General features: G+C 50.6%; 19 protein-coding genes. 13 read left to right on the forward strand and 6 right to left on the reverse strand.

Going from position 1 to position 16,332, the window contains the following annotated elements; all coding sequences use genetic code 11:
* The first annotated feature begins 11 nt into the window (after positions 1-11).
* The 8 genes from ACOQPM_RS22100 (at position 12) to ACOQPM_RS22135 (ending at position 7,263) form a co-directional block, all read left to right on the forward strand.
* The gene (locus ACOQPM_RS22100; RefSeq protein ID WP_420630561.1) at positions 12-1,007 is read left to right on the forward strand and encodes a BMP family ABC transporter substrate-binding protein; all 996 of its coding nucleotides are present in this window, start codon (positions 12-14) and stop codon (positions 1,005-1,007) included.
* Between the two features lie 73 nt (positions 1,008-1,080).
* Complete coding sequence (locus ACOQPM_RS22105) at positions 1,081-2,631, forward strand: ABC transporter ATP-binding protein (protein ID WP_420630562.1); 1,551 nt, start codon at positions 1,081-1,083, stop codon at positions 2,629-2,631.
* A complete protein-coding gene (locus tag ACOQPM_RS22110; protein ID WP_420630563.1) occupies positions 2,624-3,676 on the forward strand; it encodes an ABC transporter permease in 1,053 nt (350 codons plus the stop codon). Before ACOQPM_RS22105 ends, ACOQPM_RS22110 begins: the two co-directional genes overlap by 8 nt.
* A gap of 9 nt (positions 3,677-3,685) precedes the next feature.
* Positions 3,686-4,621, forward strand: a complete 936-nt coding sequence (locus tag ACOQPM_RS22115; RefSeq protein WP_420630564.1) for an ABC transporter permease — start codon at positions 3,686-3,688, stop codon at positions 4,619-4,621.
* Positions 4,618-5,124: a DinB family protein gene (locus ACOQPM_RS22120; RefSeq protein ID WP_420630565.1), complete on the forward strand. Its 507-nt coding sequence runs from the start codon at positions 4,618-4,620 to the stop codon at positions 5,122-5,124. The genes ACOQPM_RS22115 and ACOQPM_RS22120 overlap by 4 nt, the downstream gene beginning before the upstream one ends.
* A gap of 111 nt (positions 5,125-5,235) precedes the next feature.
* Positions 5,236-5,706 carry an OsmC family protein gene (locus tag ACOQPM_RS22125; RefSeq protein ID WP_420630566.1) on the forward strand — a complete coding sequence of 157 codons (471 nt, stop codon included), beginning with the start codon at positions 5,236-5,238 and terminating at the stop codon, positions 5,704-5,706.
* Positions 5,699-6,412, forward strand: a complete 714-nt coding sequence (locus ACOQPM_RS22130) for a sulfite exporter TauE/SafE family protein (RefSeq protein ID WP_420630567.1) — start codon at positions 5,699-5,701, stop codon at positions 6,410-6,412. The genes ACOQPM_RS22125 and ACOQPM_RS22130 overlap by 8 nt, the downstream gene beginning before the upstream one ends.
* A 188-nt stretch (positions 6,413-6,600) precedes the next feature.
* Entirely contained in the window at positions 6,601-7,263 is a 663-nt protein-coding gene (locus ACOQPM_RS22135; RefSeq protein ID WP_420630568.1) for a hypothetical protein, read from the forward strand.
* Between the two features lie 84 nt (positions 7,264-7,347).
* Here ACOQPM_RS22135 and ACOQPM_RS22140 read toward each other — a convergent pair whose 3' ends face one another.
* Entirely contained in the window at positions 7,348-8,211 is an 864-nt protein-coding gene (locus ACOQPM_RS22140) for a dimethylarginine dimethylaminohydrolase family protein (protein WP_420630569.1), read from the reverse strand.
* A gap of 14 nt (positions 8,212-8,225) precedes the next feature.
* Positions 8,226-9,407 carry a hypothetical protein gene (locus tag ACOQPM_RS22145; RefSeq protein ID WP_420630570.1) on the reverse strand — a complete coding sequence of 394 codons (1,182 nt, stop codon included), beginning with the start codon at positions 9,405-9,407 and terminating at the stop codon, positions 8,226-8,228.
* Positions 9,408-9,537: 130 nt separating this feature from the next.
* On the opposite strand from ACOQPM_RS22145, the gene ACOQPM_RS22150 reads away from it, so the two are divergent.
* The 3 genes from ACOQPM_RS22150 (at position 9,538) to ACOQPM_RS22160 (ending at position 11,740) form a co-directional block, all read left to right on the forward strand.
* Positions 9,538-9,939, forward strand: a complete 402-nt coding sequence (locus ACOQPM_RS22150) for a CoA-binding protein (RefSeq protein ID WP_420630571.1) — start codon at positions 9,538-9,540, stop codon at positions 9,937-9,939.
* Positions 9,940-10,040: 101 nt separating this feature from the next.
* On the forward strand, positions 10,041-11,207 hold the full coding sequence (locus tag ACOQPM_RS22155) for a sulfotransferase family protein (RefSeq protein ID WP_420630572.1): 1,167 nt from the start codon (positions 10,041-10,043) through the stop codon (positions 11,205-11,207).
* Positions 11,208-11,341: 134 nt separating this feature from the next.
* On the forward strand, positions 11,342-11,740 hold the full coding sequence (locus ACOQPM_RS22160) for a LiaF transmembrane domain-containing protein (protein ID WP_420630573.1): 399 nt from the start codon (positions 11,342-11,344) through the stop codon (positions 11,738-11,740).
* A gap of 201 nt (positions 11,741-11,941) precedes the next feature.
* Here ACOQPM_RS22160 and ACOQPM_RS22165 read toward each other — a convergent pair whose 3' ends face one another.
* The gene (locus ACOQPM_RS22165) at positions 11,942-12,394 is read right to left on the reverse strand and encodes a hypothetical protein (RefSeq protein WP_420630574.1); all 453 of its coding nucleotides are present in this window, start codon (positions 12,392-12,394) and stop codon (positions 11,942-11,944) included.
* Positions 12,395-12,522: 128 nt separating this feature from the next.
* Between ACOQPM_RS22165 and ACOQPM_RS22170 the strand changes: the two genes are divergently transcribed.
* Entirely contained in the window at positions 12,523-13,326 is an 804-nt protein-coding gene (locus ACOQPM_RS22170) for a class I SAM-dependent methyltransferase (protein WP_420630575.1), read from the forward strand.
* Positions 13,327-13,531: 205 nt separating this feature from the next.
* Positions 13,532-14,710, forward strand: coding sequence for a low temperature requirement protein A (locus ACOQPM_RS22175; protein ID WP_420630576.1), 1,179 nt, complete (start codon positions 13,532-13,534; stop codon positions 14,708-14,710).
* A 150-nt stretch (positions 14,711-14,860) separates the two neighbouring features.
* Here the strand turns inward: ACOQPM_RS22175 and ACOQPM_RS22180 are convergent, their stop codons facing one another.
* The 3 genes from ACOQPM_RS22180 to rph all read right to left on the reverse strand — a co-directional run bounded on the left by ACOQPM_RS22180 (position 14,861) and on the right by rph (position 16,203).
* Positions 14,861-15,019 (reverse strand): hypothetical protein, encoded by a 159-nt coding sequence (locus ACOQPM_RS22180; protein ID WP_420630577.1) that lies wholly within the window; start codon positions 15,017-15,019, stop codon positions 14,861-14,863.
* Positions 15,016-15,393 carry a DUF983 domain-containing protein gene (locus ACOQPM_RS22185; RefSeq protein ID WP_420630578.1) on the reverse strand — a complete coding sequence of 126 codons (378 nt, stop codon included), beginning with the start codon at positions 15,391-15,393 and terminating at the stop codon, positions 15,016-15,018. Before ACOQPM_RS22185 ends, ACOQPM_RS22180 begins: the two co-directional genes overlap by 4 nt.
* An 87-nt stretch (positions 15,394-15,480) precedes the next feature.
* Entirely contained in the window at positions 15,481-16,203 is a 723-nt protein-coding gene (gene rph, locus ACOQPM_RS22190; protein WP_420630579.1) for a ribonuclease PH, read from the reverse strand.
* Positions 16,204-16,332: the final 129 nt, after the last annotated feature.

Here is a 16,332-nt window from a genome sequence, read left to right on the forward strand (position 1 = left end):
GAAGAAATCCCATGAATAAACGCAACATTTTTTCCATATTTTTTGTGTTTTTGCTCGCGCTGGTTGTGGGCTGTGGCGGTGAAACGGCCGAAGATGGTGGTGACTACAAATTAGCGGCCGTTTTCCCAGGAACCATTACAGATGCAGATTACAACACGTTGGGCAATCTGGGAATCGAAGCCGTCAATGCTGAGCATGGCGTTGAAATTGCGTTCTCAGAATCGGTAGCAGTGCCAGATGTTGAGCGTGTAATGCGTGAATATATTGACGATGGCTTCAACATCATCTTTACACACGGAGGACAGTTCCTGAGCCAAACGCTGGATTTAGCCAATGAATTTCCAGACGTGAATTTTATTGCTGAAGCAGACGCAGCCATCGAAGATGCACCAGGCAACGTGTGGGTAATTGTGCGGAACATGGAAATTGGTGCCTATGGCGCAGGTGCCGTCGCTGCCCAAATGACTCAAACTGGCAAAATTGGGTACATCACTGGCCTAACCTTGCCGCTGACCTATGCCGAATACCATGCCATCGAACAAGCTATTAGTGATTTTGACCTTAGTGTGGAAGTGGTTCCTGTGTGGGTGGGCGATTTTAACGACCCCAGTAAAGCACGAGAACTAGCCGACACGCTGATTGCCGATGATGTAGACGTTATCATTTCATCTCTAAATTTGGGAACTTTGGGCGTTTTTGAAGCGGCTGAAGCAATTGGTCCAGAGATTAAGGTGATTGCCAAATACACAGACAAATCTGAATTTGCGCCAGACAATTACGTGTCGTCCATGTTGTATGATTTTGAGGGACCCCTAACCGATATCGTAGGCGAAATTATCGGTGGCAACGGTGGCGGTAACTACCACTTGGGTTTTGACACAGGCATTGATTTACAGCTACCTCTAACCAACGCTAGCGATGAGGTCAATTCTGCGGCTGAAGCATTGCTGGAAGATATGAAAGCTGGCAATGTAGAAGTGATCAAAGATACGACACCCATTGAATAAGTTAAATTAGGATGACCCTCACCCTAGCCCCCTTCCATAAGGAAAGGGCTAGGGTGAGGATGAAATTTTTCAAATGCAAAACGAAATCATTCTGGACATGCAAGGTATCCGCAAGCAGTTTGGCTCTGTGGTGGCACTTGATGATGTAAGCCTGACGCTAAAACGGGGCGAAATTCACGGGCTGCTTGGGGGCAATGGTGCGGGTAAAACCACGCTGATGAACGTGCTTTACGGGCTGTATCGTGCCGACCGGGGCACAATTGCGGTTGCAGGGAAGCCGCTGGACATTCGCGCACCGAAAGACGCCATCGAAGGCGGCATTGGCATGGTGCACCAGCAATTTCTACAGGTCAATCGTTTTACAGTTGCTGAAAATATCGTATTGGGAACGTCGCTACAACAAAAATACAATGTCAATTTGAAAGCGGAAAAAGAGACGATCCGTGAATTAGGGCAGCGGTTTGGCTTGCCCATAGACCCCGACAAACCCATTCATCTTTTACCGATGGGCATTCGCCAGCGTGTTGAAATTTTGAAGGCACTCTACCGGGGCGTGAAAATTTTGATTTTGGATGAGCCGACCACCAATCTGACCCCTCAGGAGGTAGATGCACTTTTTGCTTCGTTGCGAACAATGGTGGAAGTGGGGTTGACGGTGGTTTTTATTACACACAAGCTGCGTGAAGTGCTGGAGGTATGTGATCGGATCACGGTTTTACGCCACGGCCGTAATGTGCTAACTCTCAACCGCGAGGAGGCTTCTGAAGAGGCGTTTATCAAGGGAATGGTGGGCGATGACCTAGACCCGGAAAAGAGCTTACAGTTTGCCTCTAGTAGTTTGGCTAGCCAAGTTGCGCCCAACAGCGACACGGCCGTTTTACAAGTAAATAGCCTCACCGTAGGCAGCAACACGGCCGTTCCTGACCTGTATGAGTGCTCGCTGGCTGTTTTGGAGGGAGAAATTGTGGGCATCGCGGGGGTAGCAGGCAACGGCCAGCTTGAACTAGCAGAGAGCCTGCTGGGGCTGCGAACCATTTCAAGCGGTGAAGTGATGATAAACGGCCGTAACGTTGCCCACCTGTCTACGCATGAGCTTTTAGGGGAAGGCGTTGCCTACATTCCTGAAGACCGCTGGCAAGATGGATTTTTGGCGAAGGCAAACGTGGCCCAAAACCTGATTCTGGGTTTGCATCGGCGTGAACCTTATAGCAACGGCCGTTTCTTGAACTGGTCGCAAATATTCCAGCGCAGCAAAGATCTCATCCAGGAATTCGACATCAAAACGCAGGGGCCAACCGACACCGCTGGCAATTTGTCCGGCGGCAACATTCAGCGCGTGATGCTAGCGCGTGCCTTTTCCCAACCCGTGCGCTTTCTGATTGCCCACAACCCCACCCGCGGCCTGGATATCCCCTCGATGGAATTTATTTACAAGCAGATTTTGCAGCGACAGGAAGCAGGCATGGCCACGCTGCTCATCTCTGAAAACATGGATGAGCTATTTTTGCTGAGCAACCGCATTGTGGCCATTTGCAACGGAGCAATCATGGGCGAATTACAGCGTCACGAATTTGACCGCTACACGCTGGGGCGGATGATGAGTGGAGTGAAGCAAAGTGAGTGATCTAACGGCAAGATCATCCACCCAACGCCGCCAAACGTATCTGCGCCAGGCGGGCCCTTACCTTGCGGCCGTATTAGCGGCATTTGTGGTCGTGGGCATTTTGCTACTTTTGATGGGATTTAACCCCCTGCGCGCCTTCCAAACCATCTTGTTTACATCATTCCGCACGCGGAATGGCTTCATTCAAACCTGGCTCAAATTCATCCCGCTGGTCTTGATGGCTCTGGCCTTCACTATTCCGGCAAAGGGAAGCAAATTTAATATTGGTGGTGAAGGGCAGCTTATTATGGGGGCTGTTGGTGCCGCCGTCGTTGGCATTTTGCTGGCCGATCTACCCGGCGTGGTTTTGCTGCCGTTAGTGCTCATCGCTGGCATTTTATCTGGCGCGTTTTGGGCGTTTATTCCCGCCATTTTGCTTTATCGCTTCAACATCAATGAGATTTTGTCCACTGTGCTGCTAAACTTTGTCTCGTTTAGCGTGATTGATTATGTGGCCACCGAAATTTGGCCCGATCCGTTGGCGGGGCACCCCACCACCACACCGATTGGGGCCGGGGCAGAACTGCCTTTGCTGATAAGCAGCCCGCCCCTGCACAGCGGCTTGCTCATCGCTATTTTGGTGGCAGCGGCCGTTTACATTTACACCGAACGCACCTCGGCAGGGTATGAATTGGTCGCAACAGGGGCAAACCCACGGGCAGCGGCCGTATTTGGTATCAACACAAGCATCCTGTTTTTGCTGTCGCTGGTGCTAGGTGGTGCAATGGGCGGGCTGGCTGGTGCAATTGAAGTAGCTGGTGTGCATCACCGTTTAATTGAAGGATTACAGTCCAACTTTTTGGCGCTGGGCATCATCATTGGGCTCATTTCCAAAGGAAATCACGCTATTTTGCCATTTGTGGCCCTGTTTATCGCCATCTTGGAAGTGGGTGCCAGCGCCATGCAGCGCACATTGGCCATTCCGGTTGAGATGGTCTTCATTGTGGAAGCACTCATTCTCATCTTTGTGTTGCTGAGTGATGTGGTGAGGAAGGATACTCTCTAGGAGAAAGTGGTGGAACTAGACCAAATTGTAAGCTTCATGGGGTTAGTCTTTCTGGCAGTCGTGCCCTACATTTTGGCTAGCCAAGGAACGATGCTGGCCGGACAAACCGGGCAATTTAACGTCTCGCAAGAGGGCATCATGCTGGCTGCGGCATCGCTGGGCTTTTTGGGCGCATACCAATTTGGTAGCCTGTGGGCGGGAATTATTACGGCCGCTCTCACTGGTGCGCTGTTTGGCCTGGCTTTTTCCTATTTCACCACCACGCTAAAAATGAACCAGTTTGTGATTGGCTTGTCCCTCTTTTTTGTGGGCTTGGGTCTTTCTACGTTAGCCTTTAAGATTGCTATTGGCGTTACCCTGTCACCGCCACAAATCCCAACCCTGAAAAAAATTCCTATTCCTTTGTTAAGCGACATCCCGGTGGTGGGCGAGGTGCTTTTTAGCCAAAATTTATTTGTCTACTTTGCCGTGCTTCTCTCTTTGAGCCTATATTACTTTCTTTATAAAACACAGATGGGGTTGGAGCTACGTTCTGTAGGGGAAAGTCCTAAAACGGCCGATAGCATGGGGATTGATGTGAACCGCCTACGTTTTGCAACGGCCGTTGTTGGCGGCGCACTCATTGGGCTGGCGGGCGTTTACTTGCCGATGGTTTACACGGGCACATTCACCGAGGGCATTGTGCAAGGGCGTGGGTGGCTCTCTACAGCCCTCACCTTCTTTGGCGGCTGGCAGCCCCATTACATCTTTTTTGGCTCCTTTTTCTTTGCCATTGTCGAAGTTTTTGCCCTGCGTGCCCAAGTGTTTGGCTCTGGCCTGCCCCATCAACTGTTACTTACCTTCCCATACATCACCACCCTGCTAGTCATGATGTTTGGCACACGCTGGGCGCGTACTCCAGCCTACTTGGGTCAAAATTATGATCGGGAGAAGCGATCCGCATGATAGTTCCAGAAGCAGCCGCTTATCTAGAGCGAATTGAAGATTTGCGCGGTCAGATTGCCGCCATTGTGCAAACATTGCCGCCAGAAGCACTCAATTGGCGGCCTGTGGCGGGTGAAGATGATCATGTAACCAACTCGATAGCTGTGCTAACCATGCACACGGCTGGCGCAGAGCATTTCTGGCTAGGCGAAGTGGTCGGGGGGCTACCAGCCACGCGAAATCGGGCTGCAGAATTTGAGATGATGGTGGAGGATACGGCCGTTCTCAGCCAAACGCTGCAAAAAGTGGGCAGCCAAACCCGCACCATCCTCCAGGCAATCACCCAGGCAGATTTAGACGGTACGCGCCAAGCTCGCAACCGAGAAGTCCCCGTGCGCTGGGCAATTCTGCACGTCATTGACCACACCGCACTGCATTTGGGACATATTCAAATCACCACCCAGCTTTGGCAAGGCGGCCAGGCCATTGACGCCCCACGCTGGTTTCAACGACTCAAATCGTAAAGTTCGTCACAGACTCTCTTTGTGCATCACAACCGCAGATTCTTTCTGCGTACCTCTGGCGTGGAAAGAATCCACCCCTACAATAATTGTTCATCCAAAAGGAAACCTCTCATGCCAAACTATCCAGAGTACGTGACCGTAGACACCGCACATGGTGTCATGCAAACGCACGCGCTTACTCGCGTGCAAGTGCGCGATTTGTCGCCTGTTTTTGTTGATGAGCCACCTAGTCGCGGCGGTGAAGATCGCGCGCCAACGCCAATGGAGCATATTTTGATTGGCCTTTGCGGCTGTACAACCGTCACCACCTCACGGTTGGCTAAAAAGATTCGCTTTCAGTTTGATCATTTGGAATCTTTTGTTGAGGCTGAGTTGGATCAACGGGGCCTGAGTGGTACGGCCGATGTGGATGTGCATTATCGCGCCGTGCGGTTGACCATCCTGATCACTACCAATGAGTCTGATGCGCGACTAGCCAGGCTACAAGCATTGGTTGACAAATATTGTCCGGTTCATAGCTTCGTGAAAGCGGCCGTTGCCAACTACGTGGTTGAATGGCAAAAGGTAGACTCGGTTGAATGATTGGCTGGTTGTGGCCTTGATCATTGGGCTGGCGTCGGTGTCTCAAACAGCCGTTGGCTTTGGTGCGCCGCTGATTGCGATGCCCGTTCTGGTACCCTTGTTGGGCATTCAAACCGCCACACCGCTCTCGACTTTGGCCGGGCTGCTGCTTTCCATTCTTATTTTGCTGCGCTTCCGCCAATCATTTAATTTTCGGGACGTTATACACTTACTGCTAGCTACTTTGGCGGGGGTGCCAGTTGGGGTTGCGCTGCTAAATTGGGTCAGTGCAGATGCCCTGACCACCCTATTGGGCGTTTTGGTAATCGGGTATGCGCTTTATGCCCTCCTCTCGTTGCAGCTGCCCAAGCTGGAGCACCTTGCTTGGGCGTATGGATTCGGCTTTGTGGCTGGTGTGCTGGGCGGGGCTCTGAACACCAGCGCACCCTCCATTGTAGTTTATGGTTCCTCCCGCCGTTGGCCGCCAGAAGCATTTCGCACTAATTTGCAGGGCTATTTTTTGATGACGAATACGGCCATTCTCATCGCGCACGGGCTGGACGGCAATTTAACAGCACCGTTCTGGCGCAGTTCAGTCTGGTCATTATCGGGCATTGTGGCTGGTTTTCTAGTTGGCCTCTGGTTGGCCAACCGTATCAACCCCGACCGATTCAAGCGGCTGGTGTTGCTCCTCTTACTCGTCCTCGGCTTGAATTTGCTCTTCTAAATCCCTTTGTTGATCTTCATGTTGCATTAACAACCTTCCAGTATGCTTGGGTGAAAAGTAAGCGTTCAGGTGACAGTCACTTTCTTCCAGAGGTGATGGCAAAATCCAAGCCATTTTGAAGTGACTGTCACCTCTGGGACTGAACGGTCACGGTGAAAATGGGAAAATTGAACAGTGGAGGCAACAAAATGAAATATTGGCGCATTTTTACCTGGGCAGTGCTGGCCGTTTTGGTCTCGGGGCTTGTGGCCTGTGGTGCCACAGAGGAGCCGTCGGAAACGGCCGTTTCCAACCCACCAACCATCACCGAAGACGGCCAAATCGAAGTCACCTACACCACACCATCCCAGCAGGAAGGCCCCTACTACACTGTGGAAAAACCAGCCGACCGGGACAACGATCTGACGGTGCTGGACGGCGCAGCAGGTGAGCCAGCAGGCGAGATCGTTGAGTTTGGTGGCGCATTGTATGACAGAAACGGCCGTCCCATCCCCAACGCCACCATCGAAATTTGGCAAACCGATGCCAGCGGCGCGTATCTGCACCCCAACGACCCCAGCACCGACCAGCGGGACAGGAATTTTCAGTTTTATGGGGAAGCGGTGACGGACGAAAACGGCCGTTACAGCTTCCGCACAATTTTGCCTGGCGAGTACGAACCGCGCCCGCGCCACATCCATTTCAAGGTGAAGCTGGACGGCGAAACACTCATCACCAGCCAGTTTTACTTTGCCGCAGACAACAGCGGCCAACCTGATCCGCTCATCATCACCCTCAACCCAGGCGAAGACACTGCCGGCAACACCATCCAAACCGGCCAGCGCGACATCATTCTGAATTTGGAACTGTAACCTTTGCCACAGCGTACACAGAGGAAAAAGAGGGGAAACGGCCGTTTCCTCTCCTAATCTCTTACTTCTCTGTGGCCCCCGTGGCTAGCTCCTAAAAATTGGCCGGGTCAGGCAGGTGGCTCCGCCTTCGGCCTTGAGCGAGATTTCGTCACCACGGTAGGTTTGCACGCGGCAACCCGCTGCCTCCAGCCGCTGCCGGGTGATAGGATTGCGTTCCAGCATCACGCAATTCCCAGGCGAAAGTGCCAAAACGTTAGGTCCCATCGTCAAAAACTCTTCATCTGGCACTTCAACCAGCCTAAAGCCACGCGCCTTGAGCAGTTGGTAAAATGGCACTGGCATCAGCGGCAGGTAAACAACGGCCACATCCACATCCACCACGCTGATGAACGACATCAAATGCAGGCAGGCGGCTTCCCCCTGATAATATGGCAGCGGCACGGGGACGATTTCTACGTCGGTAGGGACAGCCTGACGCAGTTGCGCCAGCCCGGCGGCGTTGGTACGGAAACCCTGCCCCACCACCAGCGTCTTCTCATCTAGCCAGAGCAAATCACCACCCTCTGCCCGCGCCTCACCATGTAGCTGGTAATGGATGGGAATGCCGAGTTTTTGGTAAACGGCCGTACTCGCCCCTTCTTCCCCCCGTCGCAATTCCTTCCCCATTTGCAGAATAATCGCCCCGTCGTTGGTGACGATGGATGGGTCGTGTACAAAGATGGCATCAGCGTGGTCAGGCAGCTCAACATCGTGGTAAACCACCTCAATTCCCTCCGCCCGCAGCAGGTTCACAAAAGCATCGTGTTCGTCTTGTGCTTCCGGCAAGGACGGCCGTTCCGTATAATGCCACTTTTCAGGATCGGCGTTGCCAAAAGCGGTGGACGGCCGTTTTACCAACACCGTCTGCAAGGGGGCAATCATGCTCTGGCTGCCAATATTTATCGTCAAAACTCACCCCATTTTCAATTATCCACTTCGGTGTCTAGCCATTGAATAGAATGAACATAAATTGGCAAAACGGCTGGTTCGATTTCAATCCCTTCAAGCACGGATCTGCGCTGCAAAGTACTAAGATTTAACATTTGAAGCGAATAATTCTTTGCTTCTACTCCTTCTTCAATTAGTAACAAAATCTCAGCTTGGCTTGGCGACCAAATAGCCCACCTTACATTAAAATTTATTGGCAATTCTTGAAGATTCCCAAATGAATTGATTGTTCTCTGGGAAGATAAATCAGGATTTTGCTGCCAAAGATAATATTTTGTTAAACCTGAGCAACCTTTGTCAGCACAGGTATGAATTAAAAGCCGGTCACCATTTGGAGACCAAAAAAAAGTCTTTGGCTCAAATTCTAAATCCAGTCGGGCGACAAGCTCGATCTTGCTTGTAACAATTTCCTTCCCCCAAGCAATTAAATTTCCGGTTGGAGCAACTGCCCAAATTAATGTGCTGTTATCTAATGTTTGTAAACGTATAGGGTTTGTAAAGTTGTCATCATCAAATTCAGCACTTATGGGAAACATGGAGATTGCTACTCCCTCCTCATCAAATTGCCCATTTTGCCAGTAAAGCACTTTATTCTCTTGAAATGCGTGTAAAAATAATGGTGGAAGATGCTCAATTTGATTCAAAGCAGGCCAGCTTTGATCGCCATTGCCATCAGCTTGAATAGTATGAATAAGTCTGCCTCTATCTGAATTGGAAATATAAGCAATTTCATCATTGGATAACCAAAGTGCACTATCAGATACCAGCGCATAATTTAACGGATAAGTTTCTGATAGTTTGACGAAGTTTGATGTTTCCAAATCAAAAACAAGTAGATTTCCTACAATTTCTGGATTGGTATTTGGAGGATCCTCAAAGGAGGCAAACAGAAACTTATCTCCATTTGGGGATAAATCCATTACATAATTGTATCCACTAAATCCAGTGACAATTGGTTGCAAAATTGAGCCATCCAAATTTGTTTGGAAAATGTTTACGTCGCCTGCCAAGTCAGGAAAATGGGGTTCCCAGGACTCTTTTGGCAAAGAAATCAGAAAAAAGGTTTCATCATGATTTGTTTTTGATGTCTGAGAATCAGGCGAAGAACACGCGACAAAAATTATTAAGTACAGTAATGATAGCCAGAATTTTTTCATAAAATTTTCGTCCAATGAGCTGGTAGACTAGTATCAATTTACGGTAAAATCAGGCAACAATGCTCTCAATTATGCCATGAATGAACAAACGAGGGTACATATCGTAACCATCAAACCATCTGAGGAAAGCATGAAAAATCAACCCTTTGAAAAAATTCTAGCTGAAACCAAAACGATTGCCGTGGTTGGCTTCTCATCCAAGCCAGCAAAAGCAGGCTACTATGTGTCGGCTTACCTAAAGGAACATGGTTACCGCATCATTCCGGTGAATCCATTTTTGAGTGAAGGTTTGGGCGAAACGGCCGTCCCGACCCTTTCTGCCGTTGATGAACCAGTAGACCTGGTGCTCATCTTCCAACGCAGCGAAAACGTGCCGCCATTTGTGGATGAGGCGATTGCGATTGGAGCCAAAGCCGTCTGGATGCAGCTAGGTATTGCCAATGAACCAGCCGCTGCCAAAGCGCGCGCCGCTGGCCTGGATGTGGTGCAGGACGCTTGCATGTTGGTCAAGCACCGCCGTTGGGCGGTTTAAGGCCAGCCGTTAGAATTTTGCACCACAATACAGACAATTACTAATTTACTGATCAAGCCTGACAGCTTTATGTGAAGTTGTCAGGCTTTTTGTGAACCGTTATGCAAAAACTTCTACGCAAATTTGTAACCAACGCTCGCGTCCTCACCATCAACCAGAAAGTACGGAATAATCCCACCGGCTTTGTAAGCCTCCGCGATTTTGACGTGACCCCTGGCGGCACGGTGTCCCTAAAAACCATCGCCCAAAAGCCAAACATCAGTCTGTATGCGCTCAACCATTTCAACCAGGAAGTTATTTTTGTAGAGACGCCGCCTGAGATTGATTTATCGGAACGGCCGTTTCTCTACCAGGCCCAGTACGACGAAGCGATCCGACTCTACAGCATGAGCTACAGAAGCTTCTTTAAACTGGCCGACATGGTGCGCCAGCCCGACAAGCAGCTCATCCTCATCCACTCCGTAGGCCGCTGCGGCTCTACCCTGCTCAGCACCGTCTTCAACAACCTGCCCGATGTGTTGAGCCTGAGTGAACCAGAAGCCTTTACCGAAATTGTGAAGCGGCGCGAGCCAAACGGCCGTAACGAAGACCAAATGGCAAAATTGCTGGACGCCGTCCTCCAGGTGCAGTGCCGCCCCACCAATCAAATTGCCCCCAAGATGTATGCCATCAAATTCCGCAGCTTCTCCACCGTGATGATCGATCTGCTGCACCGCGTTGCCCCCCAATCCAAGCACATCTTCCTCTACCGCAACGCCGAAGACCGCGCCCGCTCCATTGCCCGCGCCTTTAGAACGGTGGAAGCAGGCAACGAGGTGCTAGACCCCGCCAATCTGCGCGTCCGCACCCAATTTGTGCCGCTGCTCAGCCAATACGCTGATCGCGCCACCAGCGGAGAGTTATCAAAAGTGGAATTTTCGATGCTGGCGTGGCTGTCTGGCATGCAAAAATATTTGGAGATGGATGCAGCAGGCGTGCCCATGTGCGCTGTGCGCTACGAGGATATGATTGCCGAACCACAGCACATCGTGGAAACGCTGTTTGAATATTGTGGCTTGCCCACCACGCCAGAACGTCTCGCGCTGGGCGTGAAAGCATTTGAGCGAGATTCGCAGCAAGGCTCCAGCCTGGCCCGCACCACCCTCAAGCAAGACGCGCAAAATCAGCTCACCGATGAACATTTGGCAGAAATTCACCAACTGCTGGCCGAACACTCCACCATCAAAACGGCCGATTTCATTGTCCCCGGCACCATCCAACCCAAATAAAACATTTTGCCACAGAGGGTACAGAGGAAAAAGAGAAATACCTCTTAAATCTCTATGTTCTCTGTGGCCAATCTTCTTTCTGAAACTTTGCTACGCTGCCTCCGTATAGTGGTCATCAAGCGGAGGTAAAACAGATGTCTGACACAATTGAAAGTTTGAAAGATGCAGAAAAAGAGGCAATGGAAGCTGAAAATCAACCTCGCAGCGTGCGGGAGCACCGTGGCAACATCACCGGCGGGCTCATTCTCATTGGCATTGGTACCATATTTTTGCTGAGCCAGTTTACCGGTTGGTACATTCAAAATTGGTGGGCGCTGTTTATTTTCATCCCGGCTATTCTCAAGCTGAATGAGGTGTGGCAACGGTACCAGGCAGACGGCCGTTTGACCCATGAAACACGCGGCTCACTGTTTGGCGGCATCTTGCTGGGCATGGTGGGGTCATTCTTCCTGTTCAGCATTAGCTGGAACTTGTTCTGGCCCCTGGTTCTGATATTGTTGGGGGCTGGTGCACTGTTGAACGGCCGTTCATGATTTAGTTTTCCGCTTCATGCAAATCACAGAAATCAGTTTGAATAACGAAAGGTAATTTCTCTGTGATTTGCTCAAGTAAAAACCAATTACGCGCTCATTTTGTTTAAAATTCTTTTTGGTTTTTACACAAAACCCTCTTCAGGAGCCGGTGGGAGGGTGACGTGGGCTAATCACAAACCGTGATTGTTTCATGTCACCCCCTCACCGGCTCATAACTTTGGCAACGCTCCCTGCCAAGAGCCTGGTCAGCAACACGCTAACCAAACCCGCCATCGAATACCAAAGCGCCACAACAAACGCATCTATTTCCAGCAACGCCACAAGGCCCACATTCAAAACCACAGCAACCTGCGCTGCCGCCCGATAGTCCAGCTCTGCCCAGCGCGTTTTGGGTAGCCGCAGCCGAATAATCCCCACTAACAGCACCAATAAGAACACAATAAAGGCAAGGTGCCACACGATGCCGCGCCAATTCAGGTAAAGAAAGCCGCCGCGCACTGCTTGGCTCACGCCCAGCACAACGGGCAGCGGATCGGCCAATTCGCGCCCTAAATTGTAATCTCTACCCAAAAATGAGATTGGCAGCCCCAGAAGCCCCACAAGCAAGCCCATCTGGTTCGATTGGCGGCCGATCCAGTCAATTAATTGGTTCATTCTTGCAAAATAGCACAAAATTGGAGAAAAATTCGTGGGATAGATTACCGGAGACAGGGATTAATGGCTGGTGGCTAGTTGCCTGTACGACTTGCCAGCAACTAAAAACCAAAAAAGGATTCCTCCTGATGAAAGCAAAGGCAATTCACCAAAAATCAACGGTAGCACAAATTCGGCAGCGGTTTGATGCCGACGTGGCGCGATTTTCTAATTTGGAAACGGGGCAATCCTCTACGGTGGATGCGCCACTGGCCATGGAACTGATCACCAGCGCAGCGGCCGTAATCAACCCCAATGCCACCCACTTTTTAGACGTGGGCTGCGGCGCGGGCAACTACAGCCTAAAGCTGCTGCAAAAGCTGCCCAATCGGGACGTGACGCTCATTGACCTGAGCCAGCCAATGCTAACGCGGGCCAAAGAGCGCGTGCAGGGGGTGACAAACGGCCGTATCCACGCCCACCAGGCAGACATTCGCGAGCTAGAACTGGGGGAAAGTCAGTTTGACATCATCATGGCGGCGGCGGTGCTGCACCATTTGCGGGAGGAGGCGGAGTGGACGGCCGTTTTCCAAAAGTTTTATCGAGCGCTTAAACCAGGTGGCTCCATCTGGATTTCTGATTTGGTGACGCACACATCCGAGGCAATTGAGCAGATGATGATGGCGCGATACGGCCGTTACCTCACCGAGCTAAAAGACGAAGCGTACCGCGACCACGTCTTTGCCTACATCGCTGCCGAGGATTCCCCCCGCCCCCTGCTCTTCCAAATTGACCTGTTACGCAAAGTTGGCTTCACCCAAGCCGAGATTTTGCACAAAACCAATGTCTTTGCGGCCTTCGGGGCAGTGAAGCCAAGCTATATGCTAGATGGCGCAATTGAACCCCACGCACAAGCCAGCACCTTTGAATTGCTTTTGAAAGCCGATTCATAAAACGCCGATGGGCACGGAAAATCAGAAGAAAACACACATTGCTTGTCAGTTTTGTCCGCCTCAGGATAATTAATTCCTGTGGTAAGAGCACGTTTTCGGCAATTAGCTCACCACGACTTCAAGGCAAATCAGCCACTGAGGCACATCTACAGTTGTTTTACTCGGTGATGGCCTGCCAATTTTCAAAAGCATGTGAGGTTATACAATGGCAAAATCCCCCCTCTTTACCCCTCCAAAATATTTTCAAGACGTTGTTTTTCACCGTCACACAAATCGGTCTGTCGGTTGGCTAGAGCTTTTTTATGATCTTGTTTATGTAGCCACACTTATTCAGATTGGCAACTTTTTGAGCGATAACATAACGCTCCTAGGCTTTGGTCAATTCTTAGTGTTAACGGTTGTGGTTTGGTGGGCATGGACGGGCGAAACGTTTTATCAAAACCGCTTTGTTGTCGATGATATTAAGCACCGCCTGCTCGTTTTTGTTCAGATATTTGCGATTGCGGCAATGGGGCTGAGCGTTAGCAAAGCGTTTGGTGAGCTTTATATTCAATTTACGCTAGCTTATATTGTTACTCGCGTTGTTCTCTTCTTGATGTATGTTCGTGCCGCAAAAGTTGATAAAGAGGGTCGTGCGTTAAGCAATGGTTACCTCATTGGTTTTGGGGGAGGCACGGCGATTTGGCTTGGCTCACTCTTTTTGCCAGCAGAGATTCATTGGGTTGGTTGGCTGGCGGGCATTGCCTTTGAGTTTTTCTTGCCGTTTCTGCCACAATTTCAACGATGGGCGCGTGACATGGTTTTTGACCGACATCATATGTCAGAGCGTTTTGGTATTTTTACGATCATTGTTTTGGGTGAGGCATTTGTCAAGATTTTAGATGATGCACAGGGAACGACACTGGGTTTGCCACAATTTGTATTTAGCATTTTCGGCTTTCTGGTGCTGAATTCGATTTGGTGGCTGTATTTTGGTGAAACTGAAGAAAAGATTGTCAATCAAGAAACCGTTTGGAAGCCAATTGCTTGGATGTACAGTCATGCACTCGTTGCGGCAAGTCTAGTTGCATTTGGGGTAGGGGCTAAGAAGCTCTATGCTGCCACGCTAGAGCATCCTGAAGACCCTGTTTATGAACCGTATCGTTTGCTATACACAACCGCCGTCGTGATGTTTTTATTTGCCCTCGCCTTAATTGATTACGGTCTTGATCATGAATCAAAGAAAAATATACAATCTGTCATCCATCTCTTTAGTTCTCTTGTGATTGTCATAATTGGGCTAACCGCGACGGGAGCAAATGCCATCCTCTTTGTGGCTCTTATTTCTATCGTGATGGTGGCACAAGTTCTCTATGATGTTTACGTCGCACGTCAAGCAGGCTAAGACCATAAAGTATGCTCGATGGCGCAATCGAACCCCGCACACAAGTCAGCACCTTTGAACTGTTGTTGAAAAGCTGATCGATCGTTCGCCTATTGAGAACAACCTTTCAATCAGCGGCTGACGGCTACACAGTGATGTTTAACGTCACGCTCAACATGTCGTAGCGGGAAGCGGTAATGTCAGATGCTCAAAGGTTGCCCGGCTCACGGCGATGAGCGGGCTGGGCGTTGCCAGCGCATAGCAAACAATGCGGCTTGCTGCAATGACAAACCACCCCATCATTTGGTGAAACGGCCGTCCCCAATTCACATTTCATCTTCCCGTCGCGGGTCAAGCAGTTGGTCAATATACATCCACACAACGCGGGCGTAGTGGAAGATGAGAGGTGAGGCCACCAGCAAAGCTATTGTTGCCCCAATGAGATAGCCCCAAATCGTCGGCCGTACCCAAAAATACAACCCCACCACAATCGGCACGGCGATGAAAAAGCTCATCACATATCCCACAAAGACAGCCATCATAAAGTAGCCATCTTCCCGCTCAAAATGGATGCCGCAGTGCGGGCAATCGGCGTGCATTCGCAGTGGTTTGCGGAACACATTCCCCTGCCGACAGTTGGGGCACTTCATCGTTACAATCGCTTTGAGCCAGTTGAGTTTAGCGGTTTTTGTGGCTGTTTTCAACGTTTCCCCCCGATTTTTGGCCGATTTTGGGGCAAAAGCGGCCGTTTCTCACGAATGCTACACGAAATCACAATGCTATCGAATAAATTATGAGCTACTCACAATTTGTTCCTGAACGGCCGTAATTTGCCCAATCCCCCGCTCTGCCAACGCCAATAGCTGATCAAATTCTGTGCGGCTGAATGGTGCTTTTTCGCCCGTGCCCTGCACTTCTACCAACAAACTTTCTGCGGTCATGACCACGTTCATGTCCACGTCAGCAGCCACGTCTTCCACGTAGGGCAAATCGAGCAGCGGCACGCCATCTACCACTCCCACGCTGATGGCGGCGATTTGGTGAGCGTTAACGGTCGTTGGCAATTCCCCAGCCTCAATCAGCGGCTTAAGTGCCAACTGCAACGCTACCCAGCCACCGCAAATGGCCGTCGTGCGCGTGCCGCCATCTGCCTGAAGCACATCACAATCCACCGTGATGGTACGTTCGCCCAGCAGCGACAAATCCAACGCCATCCGCAAGCTGCGCCCAATGAGCCGAGAGATTTCCTGCGTGCGACCTTTGGGCCATCGTTTTTCGCGACGGGTGCGCTGTTGGGTGCTGCGGGGCAGCATGGCGTATTCGGCCGTCAGCCAGCCGTGCGGCTCCGGCTGGTTTCGCAGCCAGGGCGGCAAGCTCTCGTCAATGGTCACATTGCATAACACATGCGTCTCGCCAAATTTGGCCAGCACAGAGCCTTCTGCCATTTTGGTGAAGTGCGGAATAAAGGTGATGGGGCGTAGTTCGTTTGGGGAACGGCCGTCTGCTCTTTTCATTTCTATCCTTAACCGTAGCCGTGGATTCTTTCTGCGCCATTCTAATTCCAGTGCAGTAAGAAACTGCGGCTACTCACATTTCATTTATCATAGCTCATCTTCCACTCACACAGTTATTATGCCTCACTC

Source organism: Candidatus Leptofilum sp. (assembly GCF_965223525.1).
Lineage (GTDB): Bacteria > Chloroflexota > Anaerolineae > Promineifilales > Promineifilaceae > Leptofilum.

Excerpts from the sequence above, each read along its gene's own strand:
- rph (WP_420630579.1), bottom strand. The coding sequence starts at position 16,203 with ATGAAAAGAGCAGACGGCCGTTCCCCAAACGAACTACGCCCCATCACC.
- ACOQPM_RS22100 (WP_420630561.1), top strand. The coding sequence starts at position 12 with ATGAATAAACGCAACATTTTTTCCATATTTTTTGTGTTTTTGCTCGCG.
- ACOQPM_RS22135 (WP_420630568.1), top strand. The coding sequence starts at position 6,601 with ATGAAATATTGGCGCATTTTTACCTGGGCAGTGCTGGCCGTTTTGGTC.
- ACOQPM_RS22160 (WP_420630573.1), top strand. The coding sequence starts at position 11,342 with ATGTCTGACACAATTGAAAGTTTGAAAGATGCAGAAAAAGAGGCAATG.
- ACOQPM_RS22175 (WP_420630576.1), top strand. The coding sequence starts at position 13,532 with ATGGCAAAATCCCCCCTCTTTACCCCTCCAAAATATTTTCAAGACGTT.
- ACOQPM_RS22150 (WP_420630571.1), top strand. The coding sequence starts at position 9,538 with ATGAAAAATCAACCCTTTGAAAAAATTCTAGCTGAAACCAAAACGATT.
- ACOQPM_RS22125 (WP_420630566.1), top strand. The coding sequence starts at position 5,236 with ATGCCAAACTATCCAGAGTACGTGACCGTAGACACCGCACATGGTGTC.
- ACOQPM_RS22105 (WP_420630562.1), top strand. The coding sequence starts at position 1,081 with ATGCAAAACGAAATCATTCTGGACATGCAAGGTATCCGCAAGCAGTTT.
- ACOQPM_RS22165 (WP_420630574.1), bottom strand. The coding sequence starts at position 12,394 with ATGAACCAATTAATTGACTGGATCGGCCGCCAATCGAACCAGATGGGC.
- ACOQPM_RS22120 (WP_420630565.1), top strand. The coding sequence starts at position 4,618 with ATGATAGTTCCAGAAGCAGCCGCTTATCTAGAGCGAATTGAAGATTTG.
- ACOQPM_RS22155 (WP_420630572.1), top strand. The coding sequence starts at position 10,041 with ATGCAAAAACTTCTACGCAAATTTGTAACCAACGCTCGCGTCCTCACC.
- ACOQPM_RS22145 (WP_420630570.1), bottom strand. The coding sequence starts at position 9,407 with ATGAAAAAATTCTGGCTATCATTACTGTACTTAATAATTTTTGTCGCG.
- ACOQPM_RS22170 (WP_420630575.1), top strand. The coding sequence starts at position 12,523 with ATGAAAGCAAAGGCAATTCACCAAAAATCAACGGTAGCACAAATTCGG.